Annotated in this window: 22 protein-coding genes; 7 read left to right on the forward strand and 15 right to left on the reverse strand. The window is 75.2% G+C overall.

The features are described from left to right. Positions 1-7 precede the first annotated feature (7 nt). Positions 8-877 (reverse strand): heparin lyase I family protein, encoded by an 870-nt coding sequence (locus tag ABT345_RS17390; RefSeq protein WP_345077069.1) that lies wholly within the window; start codon positions 875-877, stop codon positions 8-10. Between the two features lie 159 nt (positions 878-1,036). Then, the gene (locus ABT345_RS17395; RefSeq protein ID WP_345077065.1) at positions 1,037-2,791 is read right to left on the reverse strand and encodes a helix-turn-helix domain-containing protein; all 1,755 of its coding nucleotides are present in this window, start codon (positions 2,789-2,791) and stop codon (positions 1,037-1,039) included. Positions 2,792-3,018: 227 nt separating this feature from the next. Here ABT345_RS17395 and ABT345_RS17400 point away from each other — a divergent pair, with 227 nt between their 5' ends. After that, on the forward strand, positions 3,019-3,930 hold the full coding sequence (locus ABT345_RS17400) for a YceI family protein (RefSeq protein ID WP_345077063.1): 912 nt from the start codon (positions 3,019-3,021) through the stop codon (positions 3,928-3,930). 131 nt (positions 3,931-4,061) lie between these two features. Here ABT345_RS17400 and ABT345_RS17405 read toward each other — a convergent pair whose 3' ends face one another. After that, a complete protein-coding gene (locus ABT345_RS17405; protein ID WP_345077060.1) occupies positions 4,062-4,943 on the reverse strand; it encodes a substrate-binding domain-containing protein in 882 nt (293 codons plus the stop codon). 466 nt (positions 4,944-5,409) lie between these two features. Here ABT345_RS17405 and hydA point away from each other — a divergent pair, with 466 nt between their 5' ends. Next, complete coding sequence (gene hydA, locus ABT345_RS17410) at positions 5,410-6,801, forward strand: dihydropyrimidinase (RefSeq protein WP_345077057.1); 1,392 nt, start codon at positions 5,410-5,412, stop codon at positions 6,799-6,801. Positions 6,802-6,886: 85 nt separating this feature from the next. Beyond that, complete coding sequence (locus ABT345_RS17415; RefSeq protein ID WP_345077054.1) at positions 6,887-7,651, forward strand: MerR family transcriptional regulator; 765 nt, start codon at positions 6,887-6,889, stop codon at positions 7,649-7,651. Positions 7,652-7,710: 59 nt separating this feature from the next. Here the strand turns inward: ABT345_RS17415 and ABT345_RS17420 are convergent, their stop codons facing one another. The 4 genes from ABT345_RS17420 to ABT345_RS17435 form a co-directional block, all read right to left on the reverse strand. Continuing rightward, on the reverse strand, positions 7,711-7,998 hold the full coding sequence (locus ABT345_RS17420; RefSeq protein ID WP_345077050.1) for a hypothetical protein: 288 nt from the start codon (positions 7,996-7,998) through the stop codon (positions 7,711-7,713). Between the two features lie 370 nt (positions 7,999-8,368). Continuing rightward, positions 8,369-8,866 carry a hypothetical protein gene (locus tag ABT345_RS17425; protein ID WP_345077048.1) on the reverse strand — a complete coding sequence of 166 codons (498 nt, stop codon included), beginning with the start codon at positions 8,864-8,866 and terminating at the stop codon, positions 8,369-8,371. Between the two features lie 23 nt (positions 8,867-8,889). Further along, positions 8,890-9,390: a RipA family octameric membrane protein gene (locus ABT345_RS17430; protein WP_345077046.1), complete on the reverse strand. Its 501-nt coding sequence runs from the start codon at positions 9,388-9,390 to the stop codon at positions 8,890-8,892. Between the two features lie 72 nt (positions 9,391-9,462). Beyond that, positions 9,463-11,136, reverse strand: coding sequence for a hypothetical protein (locus tag ABT345_RS17435; RefSeq protein WP_345077043.1), 1,674 nt, complete (start codon positions 11,134-11,136; stop codon positions 9,463-9,465). A 308-nt stretch (positions 11,137-11,444) separates the two neighbouring features. Between ABT345_RS17435 and ABT345_RS17440 the strand changes: the two genes are divergently transcribed. Beyond that, a complete protein-coding gene (locus ABT345_RS17440; protein WP_345077040.1) occupies positions 11,445-12,446 on the forward strand; it encodes a TIGR03842 family LLM class F420-dependent oxidoreductase in 1,002 nt (333 codons plus the stop codon). Between the two features lie 263 nt (positions 12,447-12,709). On the opposite strand, the gene ABT345_RS17445 is transcribed toward ABT345_RS17440, so the two are convergent. From ABT345_RS17445 to lplAB, 7 genes are all read right to left on the reverse strand, one after another. After that, positions 12,710-13,609: a hypothetical protein gene (locus ABT345_RS17445; protein ID WP_345077253.1), complete on the reverse strand. Its 900-nt coding sequence runs from the start codon at positions 13,607-13,609 to the stop codon at positions 12,710-12,712. Next, positions 13,609-14,880, reverse strand: coding sequence for a VWA domain-containing protein (locus tag ABT345_RS17450; RefSeq protein ID WP_345077037.1), 1,272 nt, complete (start codon positions 14,878-14,880; stop codon positions 13,609-13,611). Before ABT345_RS17450 ends, ABT345_RS17445 begins: the two co-directional genes overlap by 1 nt. 167 nt (positions 14,881-15,047) lie before the next feature. Beyond that, positions 15,048-15,485, reverse strand: coding sequence for a MarR family winged helix-turn-helix transcriptional regulator (locus ABT345_RS17455; protein ID WP_345077034.1), 438 nt, complete (start codon positions 15,483-15,485; stop codon positions 15,048-15,050). Then, positions 15,482-16,267 carry a mycothiol-dependent nitroreductase Rv2466c family protein gene (locus ABT345_RS17460; RefSeq protein WP_345077031.1) on the reverse strand — a complete coding sequence of 262 codons (786 nt, stop codon included), beginning with the start codon at positions 16,265-16,267 and terminating at the stop codon, positions 15,482-15,484. Before ABT345_RS17460 ends, ABT345_RS17455 begins: the two co-directional genes overlap by 4 nt. 63 nt (positions 16,268-16,330) lie before the next feature. Beyond that, the gene (locus ABT345_RS17465; RefSeq protein WP_345077029.1) at positions 16,331-17,104 is read right to left on the reverse strand and encodes an ABC transporter permease; all 774 of its coding nucleotides are present in this window, start codon (positions 17,102-17,104) and stop codon (positions 16,331-16,333) included. Between the two features lie 2 nt (positions 17,105-17,106). Beyond that, positions 17,107-18,099, reverse strand: a complete 993-nt coding sequence (locus ABT345_RS17470; protein WP_345077027.1) for an ATP-binding cassette domain-containing protein — start codon at positions 18,097-18,099, stop codon at positions 17,107-17,109. 559 nt (positions 18,100-18,658) lie between these two features. Next, the gene (gene lplAB / locus ABT345_RS17475) at positions 18,659-19,723 is read right to left on the reverse strand and encodes a lipoate-protein ligase LplAB (RefSeq protein ID WP_345077024.1); all 1,065 of its coding nucleotides are present in this window, start codon (positions 19,721-19,723) and stop codon (positions 18,659-18,661) included. Between the two features lie 235 nt (positions 19,724-19,958). Here lplAB and ABT345_RS17480 point away from each other — a divergent pair, with 235 nt between their 5' ends. From ABT345_RS17480 to ABT345_RS17490, 3 genes are read left to right on the forward strand one after another with little or no spacing between them, the layout of a single operon-like run. Continuing rightward, the gene (locus ABT345_RS17480) at positions 19,959-20,909 is read left to right on the forward strand and encodes a hypothetical protein (RefSeq protein WP_345077021.1); all 951 of its coding nucleotides are present in this window, start codon (positions 19,959-19,961) and stop codon (positions 20,907-20,909) included. A 19-nt stretch (positions 20,910-20,928) separates the two neighbouring features. Next, the gene (locus ABT345_RS17485; RefSeq protein WP_345077018.1) at positions 20,929-21,588 is read left to right on the forward strand and encodes a hypothetical protein; all 660 of its coding nucleotides are present in this window, start codon (positions 20,929-20,931) and stop codon (positions 21,586-21,588) included. Next, on the forward strand, positions 21,569-22,411 hold the full coding sequence (locus ABT345_RS17490; protein ID WP_345077015.1) for an inositol monophosphatase family protein: 843 nt from the start codon (positions 21,569-21,571) through the stop codon (positions 22,409-22,411). Before ABT345_RS17485 ends, ABT345_RS17490 begins: the two co-directional genes overlap by 20 nt. A 46-nt stretch (positions 22,412-22,457) precedes the next feature. Here the strand turns inward: ABT345_RS17490 and ABT345_RS17495 are convergent, their stop codons facing one another. Then, complete coding sequence (locus ABT345_RS17495; RefSeq protein WP_345077013.1) at positions 22,458-23,645, reverse strand: ArsB/NhaD family transporter; 1,188 nt, start codon at positions 23,643-23,645, stop codon at positions 22,458-22,460. Positions 23,646-23,730 lie beyond the last annotated feature (85 nt).

Here is a 23,730-nt window from a genome sequence, read left to right on the forward strand (position 1 = left end):
TACGGCGTCAGGGCGCCACGTCGCCGTACGCGCGGCCCACCGCGGCATCGTTGAGATACGCGGTGGCCGCGCCGGTGACGCCGTCGGAGCGGTAGACGCCCCACTTGTCGGTGACCCAGCCGGCCCGCAGCGTGGCCGCCCGGTACTGCGCGGCGCCGCCCGCCAGTTTCTGGGCGGCGCCGTTGTGCCACAGCTTCACCCAGCCCTTCGCCGGGTCCTTGGAGATCTTCAGACCGACGACGAACGAGTGCCAGGAGCCCGGCTTCAGACCGGTGTGCCAGAGCTGGGTGGTCTTCAGCTCCGGGTCGCTGTACTCCAGGTCGACGGTGCCGTCGCCGCGGGCGCGCAGCGACAGCGGCGGGGTGGCGGCGCCGGAGCCGTAGTCCTTGAGCTGCCAGAGCGTCACCCACTCGCCCTTCCGGGTGGGCAGCGGGCCCCACATCGAGCGCCAGCCGACGTAGAAGACGTCGCCCTCCTTCGCGAAGCGCAGCGGTCCGCCCGAGGTGCGCTGTCCGCGCGTCTCGACCCGCACCCGCGTGGCGTCGTCGACCTTGCGCCCCGAGGTGTGCAGCGCATACGTCTTCCCGTACCGCCCGGCCGGATCGTCGACGACGCTGACCTGCCCGGGCTTGGTCTCCACACCCTCGAACGCCTTGATGCCGACCGCAGGATCGGCCCGCCACAGGGGCGCGGCGCGGTGGACGGGCGGCCGGGGCGAGGGGGCGGCCGGTGGGGCGGCGGCCGTGGAGCCGGGGGCGCTCGGGGGTGTGCTGCCCGCGGCGTTCGCGACGGCCCACAGGCCGATCAGGCCGATCAGGCCGAGGCCGGCCAATAGGGCAACCGACCGGCGCAGCGGGCGGGTTGAGGCGCGTCTCATGGGATCTCCCGGTGTGGGGGTGGGAGGAACGCGTGAAAGTTAGGTTTGTTGCCAGTAATCGTCAAGGGGCGTGGCGGCGGCGCGCGGCGGCTGCGCCGGGGGCGGTGCGGCGGACCGCCGGGCGCGCGCACGGCCCGCCGCCGGGCGGGGGCACCGCCCTCACCCGTACCCGCGCAGCTTGCGGTACAGGGTCGCCCGCGCGATGCCCAGCGACTCCGCGGCCCGGGCCTTGTTGCCGCCGTGGGCGCGCAGCGCCGCCAGGATCGTCTCCCGCTCGGCGCGCTCGATGGTCCCCGGCCGCGGCGCCGTGACCCGCAGGCGCACGGCGCGCGGCAGCTCCTCGCGGCGCACCGGCCCCGCCGACCGCCGCCCCCGCGCCATCTCCCGTACCAGCGCGGCGAGTTCGGTGACGTTCCCCGGCCAGGGATGCGCCTCCAGCGCCCGTACCGCCTCCAGCGTCCAGGTCAGCGGCGGACGGCCGGGCGACGGCGGCGGGGCCAGCCGGGTCAGCAGGGTGTGCAGGTCCTCCGGGCGCTCCCGCAGCGGAGGGAGCGTCACCGACCGCGCCCCGAGGGTGTCGAGCAGCCGGGCGAGACACGGCCCGACCTCGGTGCCCGGGGTGTGGGTCACCACCAGCGGCAGCAGCGGCCGCTCCGCCAGCAGCGCCACCAGCGCCGCCACGTCCCGCTGCCCGAGCCGCTCGGCGTGCCGCAGCAGCAGCGGCGCCGGCCCCTCGCCGTCCGCCGGCGGAGCGGGCCACAGCGCCGCCAGCTCACCGTCCGGCGCGCACGCCGCATCGACGGTCAGCGGCTCCGCGGCGCCGTCCGGGCCGCGCAGCAGCGCCCGGCCCAGCGTCGTCTTGCCCGTCCCGCGCTCCCCGGTCAGCAGCAGCGGACGCGGGCAGGCGAACAGCTCCACGGCCCGGTCCACGGTCCGCCGCCAGACCGCCGAACTCCCCGGCGGCGCACAGGACGCGGCGCCCGCGCCGGGCTCCGGCCCCGCACCGTCCGCCTCCTCGACCACCGCGAGCGCCCCGGTCACCGCCCCCGCCTCCCGCACCGGCAGCAGCCGGGCTGCGACCGCGGCGCCCCACCGCACCGCCGGCTCCCCGTCCCAGCGGCCTGCCGGACCGTCCGCCCCGAGCAGCGCCACCGTCTGCCGCTCCAGGCCGTCCACCGCCTCCGGCGACAGCAGCCCGGCCGCCGCCTCGCTCACCAGGCGGCTGTGGCCGTCGAACGCGAGCACCGCCCGCCCGGCCGCCCGCTCCCGCGCGAACGCCGCCAGCAGCCGCCGCTCCGGCTCCCGCGGCCCCCGCGCCGCCCACCCCGCCTCGACCGCCGCGGCCACCGCCTCCGCCAGCGCCGTGTCCGGATGCCCGCCGCCCCCGGCGCACAGCCCGCGCGCGAGCGTCACGGTGCCCAGCGCCCGCGCCGCGCCCGGCCGCCGCACCGGCACGCTGACCGACGACACCTCCTGCCACAGGTCGAGGTAGTGCTCCGGCCCGTGTGTCTCGAACCGCTGCCCGTAGCGCAGCGCCAGCGCCGCGCTGTTGTGCCCCACGACCTCCTCCGACAGATCGTCGCGGACCGTGCCCGGCGACGGCACGCCGCCCCGGCAGACCACCCGGCACCGCTCATCGGCGACGATCACCCGCCGCTCCCCGTCGTCCAGCGCCCCGGCCAGCCGCTCCAGCACCGGCCGGGCGGCCGCGGCCAGCGGCCCGTCAGCCGGCGCGCGCGAGGCCGCGGCCGCTCCCAGGTCGTGCGGAACGCCGAAGAACGCGGCCCGGCGCCAGGCGGACACCAGGGGCTCGGGCGCGCCGTCGGGCAGCGGACGCCCGGCGAGGAACCGCGCCCGCGCCTCGCGGATCAGCGCCGGTTCGGGAACGGGACGGAAGGAATCTGAACGGCTCACAACCGCTCCACCGTACTGAGCCGCCCACGGCGGCGGCCGCCCGCGCCCCCGCACCACCGGCCGCTCCCGCGCCCGGTGTCTCGAAATGAGACACCCGGACACCCGCCGGACCTTCCAAGATCATGGATGCCGGTGCCGCCCCCGCGCGGCGCGTTCCGCCGCCCTTTTGGGCCCGGCCGCGCCGCCGGCGCCATGCCCCCGCATGCCGATGAAAGGTTGCACACCCCATGGCTCTCGCTTTCCTCCGGCGTGGCCGGTCCGACCGCGCCCGCGGCGGAGCGGGCATCCGGCTGGCCCTGCCGGTCGGCGCCGGCGGTCTCGCCCGTACGGTCACCGACCCCTCGGGAGGGCCGGTCGACGGCGCGGAGGTCACGGTCACCGCGGTCTCCAGCCGCAAGGTCGTCCTCAAGGGCACCACCGACCCGTTCGGCCTGTTCGCCGCGGCGCTGCCGCCCGGCCGCTACAGCCTGATGATCTCGGTCGGCCACCTCCAGCCCCACCAGGAGACCGTCGAGGTCATCGCCGGACACGGCGCGCAGGCCGAGCCGGTGCGGCTCACCGAGGCCCGCGCCCTGGAGCTGCCCACCGCCGGCACCTGGCTCTTCGACCCGCCGCACACCGCGATCCGCTTCATCGCCCGCCACGTCGGCATGGCCAACGTGCACGGCCGGTTCACCCGCTTCGAGGGCGGCATCCGCGTCGGCGCCGACATGGCCCACTCCCACGTCGAGGTGCGCATCGACGCATCGAGCATCACCACCGGCAACCGGACCCGCGACAACCATCTGCGCTCCGCGGACTTCCTGGACGTCGAGAACTACCCGTACATCCACTTCACCAGCAACCGCTTCGTGCACCGCGGCGGTTCGCAGTGGCAGCTCCAGGGCTCGCTGAGCATGCACGGCGTCAGCCGCACCGTCGCCCTCGACACCTCCTACCTCGGCGTCGTCAACGGCGGCTACGGCCAGGAGCTGCGCTGCGCGGCCCTCGCCAAGGCCGAACTGCACCGCGAGGACTACACGCTGAACTGGCGCACCATGCTCGCCCGCGGCATCGCCGTCGTCGGCCCCACCGTCAAGCTGGAGCTGGACGTCCAGGCGATGTACCGCAGCCACGACACCCCGACCCCGCCGGAGTAGGGCGCATCCGTGACGTCCCGCCCGGCGCACGACGCTCGGCACGTGCCCTCGCGCGCCGCGCGCCCCGCCCTCCGGGCGGACGGCGGGACCTCACGGACACCCCCGGCCCGGCGCCCGCGGCCCGCGCCGGGTCACCGCCCGGCCGCGCCGCGGATCGCCGCCGCCACCTCGCGGAAGAACCGTGCGTGCGCCCGGCGGCTGCACGGCGCCTCCGGATTCCAGCCGACCAGCCGGGCCGTCGCCGCCACCGTCCGCCAGTGCGCGCCGCCGCGCAGCGTCCGCGGCGGCGCGGCGTTGGCCCGGACGTCGCTCAGCACGATGTCCGGGCGGAGCGCCGCGACCTCGGCCCAGGTGGCCGTCGCCCAGTTGGCGCCCGGCCCGGCGGCCGGCTCCAGCAGCGCCACGCCGTGCTCCCGCAGCGTCCGCAGATCCGGCCAGGCCCCCGGCCGCGCCAGATACGCGTGCTCGGGACCGGCCGCCGACACCGCGAGCACCCGGGGCCGCGGCCCGTCGCCCGCCGCCGTGCGCAGCGCGTCCTCCGCGTCGTCCAGCGCGAGGGCGGCGCCCGCCGTCTCGCCCGCGCCCAGCGACCCGGCGAGCGCCGCGAATCGCTCCCGCACCACGGCCAGCCCCCGGCCCGGCCCCACGCCCAGCGCCACCACCGGCACGTGTGCCTCCAACTCCCGCGCCGTCTTCGCCTCCAGGCCGTACACCGCCTCGCCGTCGTAGGTGACGGCCACCACCAGATCCGGTGCCGCCCCCAGCACGGTGTCCGGATGCAGCGCCGCCCCCGCACCGAGATACGGGATGCCCTCCCGGGGCAGCTCCCCGCTCTTCGTCCGGTCCGGGACCGCCCCGTCGTGCTGCGACCCGAAGAGCCCCACGGGGCGTACGCCGTGATCCCACAGCGTCGCCCCGGCCTGGATGTACGCGATGATCCGCGACGGCCGTTCGCCGGCCACCGCCAGACGTCCGCGGTCGTCGGAGAACTCCCACGGCGTGCTCCGCTGCATGACGTGTCGCCTCTCTGCCCGGTGTCGGTCCGCTGCTGCCGCCCGTGCCGTGTGGCGCCCACGCCTCCCCGGCGGCCCTGCTCCCCGCTCCCCTTGGACGGTGAGGGGCGTCCCCCGGCGGCGTCGGTTACCTGCCCATTCCGCGCACCCCGCACCCCTCTTGGTCCATACCTCCCCGCGCGCCCCGCCCGCCGCACCGTTCAACCGGCCGGATGACCGGCGGCGCCACACAGCGGCCCCGCGCGGGCGGCGGACACGGTATTGCCCCCGCCCCTGCCATGCTTCTACGGTCTCCTTCCCGCCCGGGAACCGGCGCCGCACGGGCCCGCCCGCCGCGCGCGGGCACCCGTGCGGAAGGAAGCGGACGGCGGCCCGGCGCGGGTCACCGTCCGCGGCACGGGCGGCCGTCCGCGCCGGGCCGCCCGCCGCACGGCACGCATCCGTGGCGCAGTGAGGGAGACCGGACGTGACACGCACTCTCATTACCGGCGGCCTGGTGATCACCGCTTCCGACGAACTCCACGCCGATGTCCTCGTCGAGGGCGGCCGGGTGGTGGCCCTCGCCACGCACGGCAGCCACGACTGGCAGGCCGACCGCGTCATCGACGCCGCGCAGAAGTACGTCATCCCCGGCGGCGTCGACGCCCACACCCACATGGAGATGCCGTTCGGCGGCACCCAGGCGTCCGACACCTTCGAGACCGGCACCCTCGCCGCCGCCTGGGGCGGCACCACGACCGTCGTCGACTTCGCCATCCAGCCCAAGGGCGGCTCCCTCCAGGAGGGGCTCGACACCTGGCACGCCAAGGCCGACGGTGTCTGCGCGATCGACTACGCCTTCCACATGATCATGTCCGATGTGAACGCCGCCTCCCTGAAGGAGATGGACCACCTCGTCGAAGCCGGCGTCAGCTCCGTCAAGCTCTTCACCGCCTACCCCGGGGTGTTCCTCTCCGACGACGGGCAGATCCTGCGCACCATGCAGCGCGCCGCGGACAACGGCGCACTGGTGATGACCCACGCCGAGAACGGCCTCGCCATCGACGTCCTCGTCGAACAGGCCCTGGCCCGCGGCGAACGGGACCCGCGCCACCACGGCGAGGTCCGCAAGGCGCTCCTGGAGGCCGAGGCGACCCACCGCGTCATCAAGCTCGCGCAGGTGGCGGGCGCCCCCGTCTACGTCGTGCACGTCTCGGCGCGCGAGGCCGTCGCCGAGCTGATGCGTGCCCGCGACGAGGGGCTGCCGGTCTACGGCGAGACCTGTCCGCAGTACCTCTTCCTGTCGGCCGACAACCTCGCCGAACCGGACTTCGAGGGCGCCAAGTACGTCTGCTCCACCCCGCTGCGCCCGGCCGAACACCAAGAGACCCTCTGGCGCGCCCTGCGCACCAACGACCTCCAGGTGGTCTCCACCGACCACTGCCCGTTCTGCTTCAGGGGCCAGAAGGAGCTGGGCCGCGGCGACTTCTCGAAGATCCCCAACGGCATGCCCGGCGTCGAGAACCGCATGGACCTGCTCCACCAGGCCGTCGTCGACGGACACCTCGACCGCCGCCGCTGGATCGAGATCGCCTGCACCGCCCCGGCCCGGATGTTCGGCCTCCACCCCAAGAAGGGCACCATCGCCCCCGGCTCCGACGCCGACCTCGTCATCTACGACCCGCACGCCGAGCAGACCCTCTCCGCCCGCACCCACCACATGAACGTCGACTACTCCGCCTACGAGGGGCGGCGGATCACCGGCCGGGTCGAGACGGTGCTCTCCCGCGGCACCGTCGTGATCGAGAACCGCCGCCACACGGGCCGCGCCGGACACGGCGTCTACGTGCCCCGGGGGCTCGGCCCCCACGCGCGCTGATCGCCGCTTGCGGTTGCCGTTGCGTCAACTTCTACGGTCGTCACCAGGGCCGGAGAGACCGGCCCGGCGAGGAAGGGATACCGCCATGACCTGGTCGATCGCCGAGGTCGCCCGGATGAGCGGGGTGACGTCCCGGACGCTGCGGCACTACGACGGCATCGGCCTGCTGCCCCCGGCCGGCACGGGGAGCAACGGCCACCGCCGCTACGGCGCCGCCGAGCTGCTGCGGCTCCAGCAGATCCTGCTGATGCGGGAGCTGGGCCTTACGCTCCGCGAGATCGCGGCGGTGCTGGAGCGCCCCGCCGACCGGGCCGCGGTGCTCCGCGAGCACCACACCCGGCTGCTGGCGGAGCGGGACCGGCTGACGACACTGGCCACAACGGTCGGCCGCACCCTCGCCGCACTGGAGGAAGGCAGGGAACACCCCGACATGAACGGCATCAACCGGCCCGAGAACCTCTTCGAGGGCTTCGAGCACGACCCGGAGACCGACGCCGAGGTCCGCGAGCGCTGGCCGCAGGCGTGGGAGGAGTCGCGGCGCGCCACCGCCGCGATGACCGAGGAGGAGAGCGAGCGGTGGCAGCGGGAGGCCACGGCGCAGATGGTCCGCATGGCGGAGTTCATGGTGGCCGGCACGCCCGTCACCGACCCCGCGGTCCAGGACGAGACCGATGTCCACTACCGCGGCGTCTGCCGCTTCTGGACCCCGAACGCCGAGGCGTACCGGGGGCTGGCGGCGACCTACGCCGACGACCCCCGCTTCCGCGCCAACTTCGACCGGATCGCGGAAGGGCTGGCCGCCTACCAGCGCGACGCGATGGAGGTGTACGCCGCGGCACGGCTGAGCTGACACCCCGATGGGTCCGGCGCCCGGCGCCCCGCCGGACACCGGACCCACCGGGCCCCCGCTCAGCCCCGTGCGCCGGTCGCCGGTTCACCTGCGCGTACGTAGTCCCGTACCAGCGGTCGGCGGTCGGCGGTCGGCAGGCTGCGGTCGCCGACGCGCCGGGCCGGCGCGAAGCGGCTGGGGGAGATGTCCCGCACCGGGCGGGTGACGACCCCGCATGGGCTGATCAGCGGGGCGTTCCGGGCGGTCGGCAGCAGTGCCCCGAGCCCGGCCACGGTGCTCTTCGCGCCGGCCTCGGCCGCGTGCGGGCCGGCACCGGGTCCCGGCGGGTCCGGGCTGCTGCCGACCACGGGCGTGACCCTGCTGCTGCGCCGGGTCGCCCGCCGGGCGACGGGGCGTGAACGGGGCGGTGTCGGGCGCGGGGCACGAGCTGGGTGGCGTCGGCCGTGGCGGCGTGTACCGGGCTGCGCGCCGGGGCGGTGTGAACCGGATGGCGTTGGCCGCGGCGGGTGAACCGGGTGGCGCGCCGGCGCCGGGCCGGGCTTCCCGGCACCGGGGCCGGCAGGCACCGGGCTTCCGTGGCCGCCGCCGGGCCGGGCGCCGCCGCCACGGGCGGGCGGGCGCGGCACGGACCGCCGCTCCGGCTGCCGCGCAGGGCCCCGGCTGTCGTCCGCCGCCTCGGCCTTCGTCCGGCGCCTCGGCTGTCGCGCTCTGCTCCGGCTACCGCCCGCCGTCCCGCCGAGCGCCCTTGGGCCAGAGCACATGGACCGGCAGTCCCGCCTCGCGCGCCTCGGCGACGGTGGTGGCCGTGCCGCCGCCCCGCGCGGGCGGCCGCCCGTCCCAGACCGCGACCAGGGCGTCCGCCCGCTTCAGCAGCGCGGAGTTGGCGGCCTCGAACGCCGCCAGGCACGCCTCGGGGTAGGGCAGCACCGTCACCTCGGACGCCGCTGCCACCAGCCGGTCGAACCGCCCCCGTACGGCCGGGGCGGCGAGGGAACTCCGGTAGTCGTGGAACGGCAGGACCACCTCCAGGGTGCCCCCGGCGGCGAGCACCGCCTCCGCGAAGACCGCATCGGCCCCGGGAGCCAGACAGGAGAGCCCCGTCAGACCGTCCGCGCCGGCGGCCAGTTCGGTCAGCAACCCGGGCAGCGCGTCCCGCAGCAACTGCTCCGTCCCCCCGGCCAGATCCATGTGGCCGGTCACGGCGACCCTCCGCATCTCCGCCTCGCCCCCTCCCGGCGTTACGCCACGGTGGCCAGGAACCCTACAACGTAGGCCGCGGCGAAGATCAGCGGCACCCACTGCTCCACGTAGGTCAGCGGCAGATACCGCCGCCAGTCACGGCCCTCGCCCAGCGCGCCCCACTCGGCGTCGGAGTAGGCCAGCGCCGGGAGCCTTCGCTCCAGCGCGCCGATCACCGCGTACTTGGCGGCGTTGAGCTGGCGGTAGGAACGCATGGTCACGAACCACGCCAGGCACTGCGTCAGCAGGATCGCCAGCCCCGCCAGCCGGATCCACACCGAGCCGTGGACACCGCCGCCCGCCGCCGCGGCGGCGACCACCGCGGTGTTGAGCGTCAGGAAGAAGGTGTTGGTGAGATTGCGCCGGGAACTGACCCGGTCGGCCATCTCCACGCACAGCTTGTACTGCTCCAGTACCGCGCCTTGATAGGTCTCCTCGCTGCCGGAGTAGTCCGACGGGCCGATGTCCGCGTTCCAGAGGTTCTCATCGATGCCTGTCACGGAGTCATGGTGGCCGAACTCCCGCCCTGGAAGGGAGAGTTCCGTACCGGCCGCCCGACCGCGGGCGCGCGCTCAGGGCTCGGTCCGTATCTCCGCGCCGGGCGCCGGGGCGTCCGCCGCCGGGGTGCCGGCCAGTCCGTGCAGCCGGCCCGCCGGGCCGAGATCGAGGCGGACGGTGTCCGTATCGGCCGCGCCCCGCCCGCGCACCGCGCGCAGCCGCGCGCTCAGCCATTCGTACGGGATGTCCAGCGCGAACGGTCCCTCACCCGCGGTCTCCGGGCCCTCCGGCCGCTCCTGCCCGGGGGTGCGGACCGCCCCGGCGAGGGAGACCAGGCGGCCGTGCGGATCGAGTGCCGGTTCGTTGGGCCCGGCGGGGGAGACGGCCCGGATCCGGGCGCCGGGCGTGAACTCGACCCGGAACAGGGTGCCTTCCGGGCCCGGCGCGGCGCTTCCTGTCGCGCTGGCCCCGTCCCGGCCGTCCGGCGTCCCGTCCGCGGCACCCGCGCCCGCCGTCCTGCTCGCGGCTCCCTCCCGCTCCGCCGTCCGCAGCAGCTCCTCCAGGTCGGCGAGGGTGGGGCAGCCGGTCGCGTCACGGCGGTCGGCGGCCTCCTCCTCGGCGCGGACGCCGTCGAGAACGTGCCGGTAGGCGGGCATCCACTGGGTCCTGACCGCCTGCCTGACCCGCTGCTTGCGCCTGCCGTCGAACGCGGTCGGGTCGATCCGGGTGAAGTGCGGCATCCAGCCGGGGCCGAAGTGGATGACGCCTTGCAGCAGCGGCGCCCCGGCCTGCTCGGGACGGCGCAGCGGCGGACAGTCGGGGAAGACGGGTGACGGCGGGTCGGGGGCCTCGGCGCCGGTACCCGTACCCGTACCCGTGTCGGCTGAGCCGGTGCCCGCGGTGGTCGTGCCCGCGCCCGCCGAGTCTGCGCCTGCGATGGCCGTACCTTCCCCGCCGCTGTCGGCCCGCGTCCCCTTCGTACCGTGCGCGGCCCGGGCGAGGATCGCGTCGCCCCGGACCCGGAAGGCGGCGTACTCCTCCTCGTCCGAGTAGACCAGCAGCAGGACGTGGTGCGGGGCGCGGCGCCGGATCAGCTGCTCCAGCTCCCAGAGCGTGCCCTCGGCGACGCCGGTGCCCAGCACGACGATCCGGGCGTCGTCGATGAGCTGCGCGACCACCGGCTGCCAGTCGTCCCACGGGAGGTAGAGGCGGTCGGCGCCGGGCTGCGGCAGCCGCTCCTCCGGCCGGCCGACGGCTATCACCCGGCCGAACGCCCGGAACATCCGGGCGAGGTTCTCCTCCGTCGTCAGCTGCTCACCGCGGCGGTCGACGAAGTGCGGCCAGGCGGCCGGGGGCGGCAGGGACGCCGCGGGCCGGTCCGCCGCGAACGGCCGCAGATACAGCACGAACGGCGCCCCGCGGGCCTCGTCCAGCGTCCGCAGCACGCGGGCGCAGTGGCGCCGGCCGTGGCGCCGCAGCCGGGGCCCGGCCACCGTGGCGCCGGTGCTCGCGAGGAAGGCCACGGCGGCGATGAGCAGCCGCTGCCACCCCGGCGTGCCGAGCAGGTCCTCGGGGAAACGCGCCCGGCCCAGCTGGGAGACGCCCGCGATGAACCCGAGCACGGCGACGGCGTTCAGCGCCGCGCCGATCAGGCGCAGCAGCAGGCCCCACAGCCGGTGCTGCCGGCGCAGCGGGGTGCCGAGCGGCGGGAAGGGCCGCTCGGACGGGGTATCGGTGTTCCCGTTCATGGGCCCACTACCCCACACCCGCGCCGAGCGCCGCAAGGCCTGTGGACAACCCGCACCGGAGGTCCAACGTCCTTGCTCCGCACGGCTTTTGGCAGGGGTTCGCCGCGCTCCCGGAGGTCCGTGGACCGGCGTCGGCGGGTGGCGTCGTACGGGGTTCGAAACGCCCCGGTGTGGAAGGATTCCGGCACCGTCCGCGTCGGGCGGCCCCGGCGGACCCGCTCCGGACGGTGCCGTCGTGGCACGGCCGCCGGGCCCCGCCCGGCCGGTGCTCCCGGGCCCGCCCGTACGCCGAACAGAAGGAGCGCAGCGTGGACTTCGGAGTCGTTCTGCAGACCGATCCGCCCGCATCGTCCGTGGTGGGGCTGATGCGCCGGGCCGAGCGGAGGGGGTTCCGCTACGGCTGGACCTTCGACTCCGCCGTCCTGTGGCAGGAGCCGTTCGTCATCCACAGCCGCATCCTGGAACACACCGATCGGCTCATCGTGGGTCCCATGGTCACCAATCCCTCGACCCGTACCCCGGAGGTCACCGCCTCCACCTTCGCCACCCTCAACGACATGTACGGCAACCGCACCGTCTGCGGCATCGGCCGGGGCGACTCCGCGATGCGGGTCGCGGGGCGGCCGCCCAACACCCTGGCCCGGCTGGGCGAGGCGATCGGCGTGATCCGCGACCTCGCCGAGGGCCGCGAGGCCGACATCGGCGGCCACCGGCTGCGCATCCCCTGGGTCCGTGACGGCCGGCTGCCCGTCTGGATGGGCGCGTACGGCCCCAAGGCGCTGGCCATGGCCGGGCGGCTGGCCGACGGCTTCATCCTCCAGCTCGCCGACCCCTACCTCACCGAGTGGATGGTCAAGGCGGTGCGCGACGCGGCGGCGGACGCGGGCCGGGACCCGGCCGAGGTGACGGTCTGTGTGGCCGCGCCCGCCTACGTCGGCGACGACCTCGCGCACGCCCGGGAGCAGTGCCGCTGGTTCGGCGGCATGGTCGGCAACCACGTCGCCGACCTCGTCGAGCGGTACGGCGCGCACTCCGGCGCCGTACCGGAGGAGCTGACCGCGTACATCGAGAAGCGCGCCGGCTACGACTACTCCCACCACGGCCGGACCGGCAACCCCGACACCGCGTTCGTGCCGGACGCCGTCGTCGACCGCTTCTGCCTGCTCGGACCGGCCGAGGCCCACATCGAGAAGCTGCAACGGCTGCGGGAGCTGGGCGTCGACCAGTTCGCGCTGTACGCCATGCACGACGCGAAGGAGGCCGTCATCGACGCGTACGGGGAGCAGATCATTCCGGCGCTGAGCGACTGAGCGACTGAGCGACTGAGCGAGCGGTGTGAGCGAGCGACTGAACCGCTGAGCGGGAGCGAGCGGCTGAACTACTGAGAGGGGCGCCCGGACCGCGCGGTGCGGACGCCCGGCTCGGCGGCGTGCGCCCCGCCGGGCCCCCGGCGTGCCCCGCCGAGCCACCGGGCGGGCCCGGCCCGAGCCGCCCCGGGCTCGCCCTCGGACACACCACGGGCCCGGCCGCAACGGCCGGGCCCGTGACACACAACGGCGCAACCTCCGCCGGGTCAGACGCCCGGCGGCACCCGGGAGGGGCGGCCGCGGCCGGCGGTGAGGCGGTAGCCGGCGATGCCCGCCAGGGCCGCCGCGACACCGCCCGCCGCCGTCCAGATCCAGCGGTCGGACCACCAGCCGGAGGCCCAGCCGCCGTCCGGTTCGGCGGCCGCGGACGCAGGGACCGCAGGTGACGCGGCGTCCGTCGACGGGCTCGATGAGGCGCCGTCCGCCGCCTCGTCGCCGGCCTGATCCTGCTCCTCGGCACCGGAGGCGGCCGTCGCCCCCGGGACGAGCGGCGCGGCCAGCGCCCCGTCCACGGCATGGGCGCCGCCCGCGTCCTTGACGTCCGCGGTCACCTCGGCGCGCACCGGCAGCCCCAGATCCTCCTGCGGCTGCTCGGTGGTGGTCAGCCGCAGGTAGTAGCGGCCCGGCAGCGGATCGTCGGACCAGGGCTCCGCCCAGGCGCGGACGGTCCGCAGGGTGCAGGCCAGCTCCACCGACGCGGCGTCGGCCGGAACCGTCCGCGCCTGCATGCCGTAGCGGCACGCCTGACGGCGCCGCAGCCCGTCGTACACGTCGAGACGCCAGGTGGCCGCGCCGTGCCGGGCCGTCTCGGGCAGCTTCACCTTCGCCCGTACCGTCGCGTCCTGCCCCTGGTCGAGGGGGACGGCCCAGTACAGGTAGTCGCCCGTGGAGGCGTCGGCGGTGGCACGCTGGCCGGGCAGCATCAGGGCGGCCGTACGGAACGACGTGCCCGCCTCGGTCGGCGCGGGCGCCTCACCGTCGGACCCCGGGCTCGGGGAGCCGTCGGTGGCCGTGGGCGCCGGGTCGTCGGCGAGCGCCGGTGCGGCCGCGGTGAGCAGGGAGCCCGCGGCGAGCAGCGCCGCCGTCAGGGTGCGCAGGGTCCGCATCAGTTGGTCCTCCAGACGGAGATGCGCCAGCGGGAGATCCAGCCCCACACGAGGCCGCCCACCAGACCGGCCAGGGCGAGGGTGACCAGCAGCCACCAGCCGCGGCCCAGCCCGAAGGCGGCCGGGTCGGCGGCGGCGCGCGGCGCGTCCACCAGGTCGACGGCCAGCTCGACGGGGAGCCCCGGATCCCGCTTGACCGACGGCGGTGCGGAGAAGGAGTTGCTGACCTGGAGGCAGACCGTCTCGGCGGGCGGGGTGTCGCTGCCGTCCGGCGCGTCCTCGTCCGGCTTCGGGTAGCGCAGCCCGGTGGAGAGCACATCGGTGCGCCCGTCGCCCGCCTCGGAGCCGCGGACGATCTCCCGGCCGTGGACGGTCACCGCCCGCAGCAGCACCCCGTAGTCGTTGTCGACGGCCCGGTCGGCGGCGACGCTCACCGCGGCGCGCAGCTCCTGACCGGGACGGACGTCGACGCGGTACCAGCGGTGCTCGCCGAAGCGCTCCCGGTCGCTGTAGAGACCGGGCTTCAGCTCGGGCGCCTTCGCGCACTGCGCGGCGCCCTCGGTCGCCACCGGCGTCACCACCGGATCGGCCGCCCGGTCCACCAGCTGATGGACCCGCTTGCGGAGCTGATCGGTGTGGTGGACGGAGGTGTACGTGCCGCCGGTGGCCTCCGCGATGCAGCTGAGCTGCTTACGGGTCTTGGCGTCCGGCAGCAGGCCGAGCGTGTCGACGGTGAGGTGGATGCCCTTGGCGGCGATGTCGCGGGCCACCTCGCAGGGGTCGAGCGGCTGGCAGGTGTCCTCGCCGTCGGTGATCAGGACGATCCGGGCGGAGTCGCCGCCCTTGAGGTCGTCGGCGGCGGCGAGCAGCGCCGGGCCGATCGGCGTCCAGCCCGTGGGGGCCAGCGTGGCGACCGCCGTCTTCGCGTCGTTCCGGTCGAGCGGGCCGACCGGGTAGAGCAGCTTGGTGTCCTTGCAGCCGACCTTGCGGTCCTCGCCCGGGTAGTTGGCGCCGAGGGTGCGGATGCCCAGCTCGACATCGCCGGGCACCGCGTCCAGCACCTCGTTGAAGGCGGTCTTCGCCGCCGCCATCCGGCTCTGGCCGTCGAGGTCACGGGCGCGCATGGAGCCGCTGACGTCGAGGACCAGCTCGACCTTCGGGGTGGGCTTCGCGTCCGGCTCACCGGCCGCGGCGGGTGTGGGGAGCAGGCCGACGGCCACCGTGGCGAGCAGGCCGCACACCCCGGCCGCCAGCCGCTTTCTTATGATCATCGACGGATCGTATGGAGGATTCGCCGCCAGAACAAAACGGGCCGTCAGATACCGGACGCGGGCCGCCGGGCGCGGTCGCCGCCTCGTGCCCGGTGGCCCGCGGGGCCCCGGGGCGGTAGCAGTGCGGCGAGGCGGCCAGGATTACGGACAGCACACGCCTGGCGGCATCAGCGGACGGGCAACCATGCCTCGTCGTCGGTGGCGTGGGCCAGGACCCGCTGGAGGAGGCCGCGCAGGCTCTCGGCCTCGTCCGGGGCGAGAGCGCCGAGCAGCTCCGCCTCCGTCTGCTCCAGCGGCCCGTCGATCCGGCTCAGCAGGTAGTGCGCGGTGTCCGTGATCTCCAGGCGGCGCGAGCGGTCGTCCGCGCCCGGACGCCGGCGCACATGGCCCGCCTCGACGAGTTCGTTGACCAGCTGATGCACCGACTGCCGGGCGATGCCGAGCTGACGGGCCAGATCCGCCATGGTCAGCTCGGGTTCGACCGAGAGCTGGGCGAGCAGGCCGTACTGGCGCACCGTCAGGTCGTATGCGGCCAACCGCTCGTCCACCCGGCGCGTCGCGACCGTGCTCGCCACGGCCAAGAGGTAGGGGATGTGTGTCCTCAACGCGGTGCCACCTCAACCGTCTCAACCGTCGCAGCCGTGATCTTCTCGCTGTGGCCGTGTGCCGTGTGCTGCTCCGTCGCCGCGGGCCCTCGGGCGGACGAGCCGGCGGTCACGTCCGGGTCCGGGTCGGCGGGTCTTCCCTTGAGTTCGTGGAAGCCGGGGGTACCGGCCACCAGCAGCGCCCCGTCCCACAGCCGTCCCGCCTCTTCCCCTCTCGGCACGCGGGAGATGACCGGCCCGAAGAAGGCCGCCAGGGGGCGGTGCGGTGTTGCCGGCTCCCCGACGGCGACCACCGGCGTGCCGGGCCGCGGGCCCAGGAGCCGTACGGCCGCCGCGTGCGAGGCCCGCAGCTCCTCGTCGTAGGCGGTGGACGTACCGGCGGCCGCCAGCTCCGCCGGCAGATCCGCGTGGGCCAGTGCCAGGGCCGGATCGTTGATCCACTTCCTGGTGTGCCGGCCGTGCTCCCCGGGGGCGCACGGATCGGCCCACAGTGCGGCGTGGAAGCGGTCCAGGGCCTCCTGCCCGTGGTGGTGCCGGACGGCGGTGCCGATCCGCACCGGCACCCTCAGATACCCCTCGGGGTCGCCCTCGGGATCGTCGTCCCGGCCTTCGTTGAGGAGGGCCAGACTCATCAGGTGCCAGCGCAGTTCCAGGGGGCGGACCCGGGCCGCCTCCCGCAGCCAGCGGGCGGTCAGCCAGGTGTACGGGCAGGCGGGGTCGAACCAGACGTCCACGGTGCGGGGCCCAGGACGCGGGGCGCTCCGGAAGGCTTCGGCGGTCACGGTGCGGTACTCCTTCGCTTACGACGTCGGACGGCGGAGGGGGACGGCGCGGCGGCCGGCGCGTCACACGGAGGCGTTGCGCATGCCCCGGATGCCCGCGAGGACCCCCAGCACCGCGATGGCCGTCGCGACGAGGACCCCGTACACCACGCCCGTCCCGGCGAACCGGCCGTCGAACAAGGCGCGTTCGGCCTCGACCACATACGTCGCGGGATTGATCCGGCTCAGGACGTACAGCCAGGTGGGCGCCGAGGAATGGGTGATGGGCAGCAGGACGCCGGAGAGCAGCAGCAGGGGGAAGAAGACCAGCTGCTGCACCCCGTAGAACAGGGTCTGCTGCTTGCGGGAGCGGAGCGCCAGGGTGAAGGAGAGGGCGCCGATCCCGACCCCGAAGACGGCCAGCAGCGCCAGGCCGGCCAGGGCGCCGAGCGGGCGCGGCCGGAAGTCGGCCGGCAGCAGGAGGGCGAGGATCAGCAGGGCCTGCGTCAACAGGATCACCACCTCCTTGAGCACCCGCCCGACGAGCATCGCGGCCCGGTTCAGCGGGGTCACGAGCATGCGCTCGAAGGCCCCCGAGGACATCTCGTTGAGCAGGGAGGCCCCGGCCCCGGCGGTGGCGGAGAGGGCCAGCAGGACGAGCATGCCCGGCACGAACCACTGCCAGGGGGAGCCCGTGCCCGTGTTGCCGCCCGAGGGGCCGATGCCGGAGAGCAGAGGCGCGAAGAGGGCGAGGAGGAGGAAGGGCAGCAGCATGGTGAAGAGGAGGCCGGCCGGCCGGCGCAGCTCGGGCCCCAGCTCGCGGGCGAGCGCGGTGCGGGTGTCGTTGAGCACCTTCATGGTCAGGCTCCCTCGTGCGTGGTGGCCGGGGCGGCGGGGGCGTCGGCGCTCTCCCGCAGGGTGCGGCCGGTCAGGCCGAGGAAGACGTCGTCGAGGGTGGGGCGGGCGAGCCGGGCGGTGAGCGCCCGCACCCCGGCCGCCTCCAGGCTCCGCAGCAGAACCGGGAGTTGGGCGTCTCCGTGCGGGGCGCGCACCCGCACCTCCGTGCCCTCGGCGGTGACCTCGTGGACGGTGGGCAGGGCGCGGGCGAGTGCGACGGCCCGTTCGGCGTCGGCGCGGTCGGCGGTCCCCAGGGTGATGCGGTCGCCGGCCAGGTCCGCCTTGAGCTTCTCGGGGGAGCCGTCGGCGATCACTCGGCCGTGGTCGATCACCATCACCCGCCGGGCCCGGAGATCCGCCTCCTCCAGATAGTGGGTGGTGAAGACGATCGTGGTGCCGAGCTCCCTGTGCAGCCGCAGGACGTGCTCCCAGACGGTGGCGCGGCTGTGCGGGTCGAGCCCGGCGGTGGGCTCGTCCAGGAAGAGCAGTTCCGGCTCGTGCACCAGGGCCATGGCGATGTCCAGGCGGCGGCGCTGGCCGCCCGAGAGGGCGCCCACCGTCCGCTTGGCCAGGCCCTCCAGTTCGAGCGCGGTCAGCAGCTGCTCGGCCCGGGCGCGGGACTTCGCGCGGCTCAGGCCGTACGCGCGGCCCTGGGTGATCAGCTCGTCGCCGACCCGGAAATTGCTGCCGGCGCTGTTTCCCTGACCGAGGCAGCCGATGCGGTGGCGCACGCCCGAGGGGTCGGTCACCACGTCGTGACCGGCGACGGCGGCGGTGCCCGAGGTCGGCGGGAGCAGGGTGGTCAGCATCCGCAGGCTGGTGGTCTTCCCGGCGCCGTTCGGGCCGAGGAACGCGACCACGGAGCCGGCTTCGATGTCGAGGTCCAAGCCGCGCACGGCCTCAACGGTCTCTCCTTGGGCGCGGAAGCTGCGGGTGAGCCCGCGGGTGTGGATCATGGGTCCTCCCGAACAGGGGGAAACGGGGGTGATTCGGGGTCCTCGGCGCGTGCCCCAGCCGGCTGTCACGGCTCCAGGGCAGGGCGAGGGGGAGTCAGGCGCTCTCGGCCCTTGACTTCTTCGAGCTTAGAAGCGCTAATGACGTCACTGTCAGCACACTTGACGGTCTCGCTCCGCTCGCCGAACCGTCCCTCGCGCCCCGCAGACCGGGCCGCCGAGCCGCTGATCGAATCGCCCCTCACGACCCGTCGGGTGCCCCCGTGCCGGCGCGGCTCCACCGTCCGTCGGCCGGGACACCGAAGAAGCCGACGGCCTACGCGGCGATCGGCCTCGGGCCGGACAGGAAGCCGGGCAGGAAGCCGGACAGGAAAGGGGCGTCCGCAGGGGTGTGGCTCGCGCGGAGAGGGCTGCTGGAACTCTCGGCGCTCTCCGGGGCCCTGCCGCCGCTACCGGGGACTCGCGCCCGCGAGCGCGCCGCGACCCGCACGGGCGGGCGCCGCTCCGCGCGCGGCCGCCCGGCGGAGACCCACCCGCACCGCTACGGCCTCCGCCCGCCCCCTTACGGCACCCGCGCCGTCCACTCCTCGTGGGCGAACTTCGTCCGCACCAGCTCCTCGGCGCGGGCCAGCTCCGCGTCGGTGACGGCGCCGCGGGTCAGGCCGTACCGGTCGCGGAACGAGCCGATCATCCGCGCGATGACCTCCTCGCGCGGCAGCCCCGTCTGCCGCCGCAGCGGATCGACCCGCTTCTTGGCGCTCTTCGTCCCCTTGTCGGACAGCTTCTCCTTGCCGATGCGCAGCACATCGAGCATCTTCGCGGCGTCGATGTCGTACGACATGGTGACGTGGTGCAGCACCGCGCCGGGCCCGCCGTCCGGGCCGACCATCCGCTTCTGCGCGGCGCCGGCGACCTTGCCGACCTCCGTGGCGATGTCGTTGAGCGGCTGATACCACGCCCGGATGCCCATGTCGCCGAGGGCGCCGAGGACCCAGTCGTCGAGATAGGCGTAGCTGTCCGCGAACGACAGGCCGGAGACCAGCGCCTCCGGGACGGCCAGGGAGTAGGTGATGGTGCTCTGCGGCTCGGCGAACATCGCGCCGCCGCCGGAGATCCGGCGCACCACCGTGACGCCGTGCCGGGCGGTGCCCTCGGGGTCGACCTCGTTGCGCAGCGACTGGAAGCTGCCGATGATCACGGCGGGGGAGTCCCACTCCCAGACCCGCAGCGTCGGCGCCCGGCGGCCCGCCGCCACCTCCGCCGTGATGACCTCGTCGAGCGCCATGTGCAGGGCGGGCGGCTGCGGTTGGTCGTGGATGAGCTGCCAGTCGTAGTCGCCCCACTCGGTGGCCTGCGCCAGCGCCCGCCGCACGGCGATGGCGACGCCCTCGGCCGTCAGCCCGAACATCACCGTGTCCTTCGGCAGCGCCGCCGTGATCCGGGCGGCGAGGCCCGCCGCGTCCGTGGTGGCGGGGGCGCCCTCCAGCGCGTTGTCGATCGCGCCGATCGCCTCGTCCGGCTCCAGGAAGAAGTCCCCGGCCACCCGGACGTGCCGCAGCACGCCGCCCGCCACGTCCAGATCGACCACGACGAGCTTGCCGCCGGGAACCTTGTACTCGCCGTGCACCGTGCCGCCTCCGCGCCGCCGTCGGCCCCACCGGCCGAGATCCGTCCTGTTTGTCCCACCGTAACCGAGACCGGTGACAGCCGGGCCCGCCCGCGTCCGCGACCCGGCGCCGCCGCCCCGCCCCCACGTCAGGGCCGCTCCGCGGCAACTCCCCGGCCCCGGGCGGATCTTGGCAGCCCTGGCCAGAGCCGTCCCCGTGCTCCTACGATGCGGGGGAACGGGGAGGGGGAACGACGTGGTGCAGCGTGTGGGACGGGTGGAGTTCGGCGTCGCCTGGGTGATCAGAAACCTCGACGTGCTCATCGCCGTGGGGCTCGGCCTGACCATCGGAATGATGGACGTCTTCGGCGACGTCATCAGCGACGACGTGTCATCCGGCGCGACCTTGCTGGTGCTCGGCACCCTCGCGGTCGGCTCGATGACGGAGCGGTTGCGCCGCAAGTCCGACATCGAGGAGGCGTCCGCGGACACCCGCCGCGCCCTGGAGGACCTCGCCATGGTCCGCTCCCTGTCGGGCGACGAGGTCGGCGACGCCCTGGAGGAGGCCCGCGCGCAGACCAACCGCTGGTCCTTCAAGGGCGGCACCGGCACCTATCTGCGCGCCGTGACGCTGCCGCGCTGCGTGGCGGCCGCCACCCGGCAGCGCGCCCAGCTCAGCATCAAGATCGACATCATCAACCCGGCCGACGAGCGGACCTGCGCCGCCTACGCCCGCTTCCGCCAGACCTTCGCCCGCCGCCGCAACGACGACACGGCGCACGCCTGGACCGTCGACCGCACCCGCAAGGAGGCGTACGCCACGGTGCTGGCCGCCTGCTGGTACCGCCAGCGGCTCGACACCCTGGAGATCAGCGTCCACCTCTCCTCGGGCGTCCCCACCCTCCGCTTCGACCTCTCCGAGTCCTGCCTGATCATCACCCAGGACGACCCCAACCGCGTCAACCTCCTCGTGCCGCGCGACCGGCCGCTCTACGACTACTACGTCACCGAGCTGCACCAGAGCCGCGAGCAGGCCGTCCACCTCAGCCTGCGCGACGCCGCCCCGCTCGGCGACGAGCCCACCGTCGACGAGGTCCGCGCGGTCTTCGACGACGTCGCGCTGCCGCTGCCCTCGGTCTTCGGCGACACCGATGTCGCGGAGATCATCGACAAGGCCCTGCACGCCGAGGACCCCTACCGGAGGTGAGACGCCTCGGGCGCGGCTCATGGACTACGACACGCTCGACCGACTGCTCAGGCCCGGCACGCCGCGGGAGGCGCCGCGCGCCGGGATCACCGGCGTCCTGGAGGACATCGCCCGCGGCCGACGGGAGCTGCGCGCGGTCCACCATCCGCTCGGCTTCCTCTGCCTGCCGCTGGTCCGCGACGGCGCCCGCGGCGTCTGCGTCCACCTCTTCGGCACCGGCGCCCGCCCCGACCCCACCGCCGCCCCCATGCACGCCCACAGCTGGGAGCTGCGCAGCTACGTCCTCTACGGCCGGGTCGGCAACCTCCCGGTCACCGTCACGGACGCCGCGCACGCCCCCACCCACCGCATCTTCGAGGTCATCAGCGCCCCCTCCGGCGTCGACGAACTGCGCCCCACCTCCCGTCTGGTGCGCTGCGAGCCGGGCCCCGCCGCGGCCAGCGGCAGCGGGGAGACGTACAGCCTGCCGGCCGGTGAGTTCCACGCCACCGTCGTCACCCGCGACGAGCCCGCCGCCACGCTGGTGCTCGGCCGGTCGCTGCCCGGCCACACCGACCTCTCCCTGGGCCCCCTGCACGGCCGCGGCCACCGCACGGTGCGCCGGCTGTGCGGCGCGGAACACACCGAACGGACCGTCCGCACAGCACTCAGGAGGATCCATGCCGAGCAGCGCGAGTGACCGGGACGCCGCACCGTACGCGCACGAGACGCGGGTGGCCGTCGCCGCCGCCGAGGAGGCCGGGGCGCTGCTGCGCGGCCGCTTCGGCGCGGCGCGGGCGGTGGGCGTGAAGGACGCCGAGGGCGATGTCGTCACCGACCTCGACCTGGCCGCCGAGAAGATCATCCTCGCCCGCCTCCAGACCCACTTCCCGCACGACCGGATCCTGTCCGAGGAGGCGGGTCTGCTCGACGCCGTCGGCCGCCGCACCTGGCTGGTGGACCCGCTCGACGGCAGCAACAACGTCGCGATCGGCCTGACCGCGTACGCCGTCGGCATCGGGCTGTGCGTGGACGGCGCGCCCGTCGTCGGGGTGGTGCACGAGCCGGTCACCGGAAGCACCTGGCAGGCGGTCCGCGGCCGGGGCGCCACCTGCGGCCCACGCCGGCTGCCCGGACCGGGCGGCGCGGTGCCGCGCAGCGGGCCGGTGGTGGCCTGGACCCAGGGCCATGCGGTGGGCCGGGCCGACCCGGTGGCCGCCGGGCTCCGCGGCCGGCTGGAGCGCAGCGCCCGGCGGGTGCTCCAGCTGTGGGCGCCGCTGCTGGGCTGGTCGATGCTGGCGCGCGGCGCGATCGACGGGTTCGTCGGCTACCGCGCGGAGGGCATCGACTTCCCCGCGGGCGCCCTGCTGGCCGCCGAGACGGGCGTGGAGTTCCGCACCCTGAGCGGCGGGCCCTTCACGGTGGGCTCGACGGGCCCGGACACCGACCGCAGCTTCGTCGCCGCCCGCGCGGACACCCTGACGTACCTGCTCGACGTGGTCGGGCAGGCGCGGGCGGCCTGAGGAGGGGCGGCGGACGGGAGCCGGGGCGGCGGCGTCCCGGCGCAGGTCACGCCATCGCCAGCGCCGCCGTGGCCGCCAGTGTCGCCGCCGTGGCCAGGACGAAGCCGGTGCCCATGAAGCGCCGCAGCGGGATGACGGTGCCCTGGCCGCGGCACCGCTCGAACCACAGCAGCGTGGCCAGCGAGGCCCACGGGGTGATCAGCGGGCCGACGTTGGTGCCGATCAGCAGCGCCAGCAGCTGGTGGTGGTTGCCGACCGGCACCGCCGCCTCGCCCGCCATGTAGACCGGCAGGTTGTTGAGGACGTTGGACAGGCCCGCGCCGACGCCCGCCGAGCGGAGCATGCCGAGCAGCCCGCCGTCCGGCCCGATCGCGGCGGTCAGCAGCGTGTGCAGCCCGTGCGCGTTGACCGTCTCGACGACCAGGAACATCCCCGGCACCAGCACCAGCAGCCGCCACGGCACCAGCGACCAGCGCAGCTCGGCCGGGCGCCGCAGCGCGAACGCCACGACCACGATCAGCATCGTCGTCAGCGACGCCGACCACAGCGGCACGTCCGCGACGAGGATCGCCACCAGGAACCCGGCACACGCCAGCGCGCACACCCGGAACAGCACCGGATCGGCGGGCGCCGTCGGCTCGGGCGGTATGTACGCGTCCGAGCCCCGCCGCCCGCGCCGCCAGTAGAAGCCCCACAGGCACACCGTCGTCACGGCGATCGCGGCGAGCTGCGGCAGGCCCATCGTCGCCGCCATCCCGGTGGGGGAGAGGCCGACCCGGTCCGACGCCAGCAGGTTGGTCAGGTTCGACACCGGCAGCAGCAGGCTCGCGGTGTTCGCCAGCCAGACCGTGGTCATCGCCAGCGGCACCGGCGCGATGCCGACCCGTCCGGCCAGCGCCAGCATCACCGGCGTCAGCAGCACCGCCGTGGTGTCGAGGTTCAGCGCGATGGTGGTGACGGAGGCGAAGAGCACGCAGAGCCCGAAGAGCCGCGGATAGCTGCCCCGGCCCGTCCGCGCCACCCAGGACGCCACCGCGTCGAAGACCTCGGCCCGGCCGGTCAGTTCGGCCATCACGATCACCGTGGCGAGGAACGCCAGCAGCGGCCCGATGCGCGCCATCGCCTCCCCGGCGGGCGCGGTCGGCAGCAGCCCCGTGGCCACGCACACCAGGCCGCAGGCGAGCAGCCCGGCGGCGAGCCAGTCCAGGGGATGCAGACGTTTGAGGAAGCGCACGCCCGACAGCGTCGCACACACGGCCGGACCGGACGGGGGAGAGGGGCGGATCAAGGAACCCCGGCGGAAGGCTCCGGCGCCCGCC

The sequence above is a fragment of the Streptomyces sp. NPDC000404 genome (assembly GCF_040300365.1).
In the GTDB taxonomy this organism is placed as follows: Bacteria; Actinomycetota; Actinomycetes; order Streptomycetales; family Streptomycetaceae; genus Streptomyces; species Streptomyces ramulosus.

Excerpts from the sequence above, each read along its gene's own strand:
- ABT345_RS17390 (WP_345077069.1), bottom strand. The coding sequence starts at position 877 with ATGAGACGCGCCTCAACCCGCCCGCTGCGCCGGTCGGTTGCCCTATTG.
- ABT345_RS17400 (WP_345077063.1), top strand. The coding sequence starts at position 3,019 with ATGGCTCTCGCTTTCCTCCGGCGTGGCCGGTCCGACCGCGCCCGCGGC.
- ABT345_RS17405 (WP_345077060.1), bottom strand. The coding sequence starts at position 4,943 with ATGCAGCGGAGCACGCCGTGGGAGTTCTCCGACGACCGCGGACGTCTG.
- ABT345_RS17415 (WP_345077054.1), top strand. The coding sequence starts at position 6,887 with ATGACCTGGTCGATCGCCGAGGTCGCCCGGATGAGCGGGGTGACGTCC.
- ABT345_RS17425 (WP_345077048.1), bottom strand. The coding sequence starts at position 8,866 with ATGCGGAGGGTCGCCGTGACCGGCCACATGGATCTGGCCGGGGGGACG.
- ABT345_RS17435 (WP_345077043.1), bottom strand. The coding sequence starts at position 11,136 with ATGAACGGGAACACCGATACCCCGTCCGAGCGGCCCTTCCCGCCGCTC.
- ABT345_RS17445 (WP_345077253.1), bottom strand. The coding sequence starts at position 13,609 with ATGCGGACCCTGCGCACCCTGACGGCGGCGCTGCTCGCCGCGGGCTCC.
- ABT345_RS17450 (WP_345077037.1), bottom strand. The coding sequence starts at position 14,880 with ATGATCATAAGAAAGCGGCTGGCGGCCGGGGTGTGCGGCCTGCTCGCC.
- ABT345_RS17465 (WP_345077029.1), bottom strand. The coding sequence starts at position 17,104 with ATGAAGGTGCTCAACGACACCCGCACCGCGCTCGCCCGCGAGCTGGGG.
- ABT345_RS17470 (WP_345077027.1), bottom strand. The coding sequence starts at position 18,099 with ATGATCCACACCCGCGGGCTCACCCGCAGCTTCCGCGCCCAAGGAGAG.
- ABT345_RS17485 (WP_345077018.1), top strand. The coding sequence starts at position 20,929 with ATGGACTACGACACGCTCGACCGACTGCTCAGGCCCGGCACGCCGCGG.
- ABT345_RS17490 (WP_345077015.1), top strand. The coding sequence starts at position 21,569 with ATGCCGAGCAGCGCGAGTGACCGGGACGCCGCACCGTACGCGCACGAG.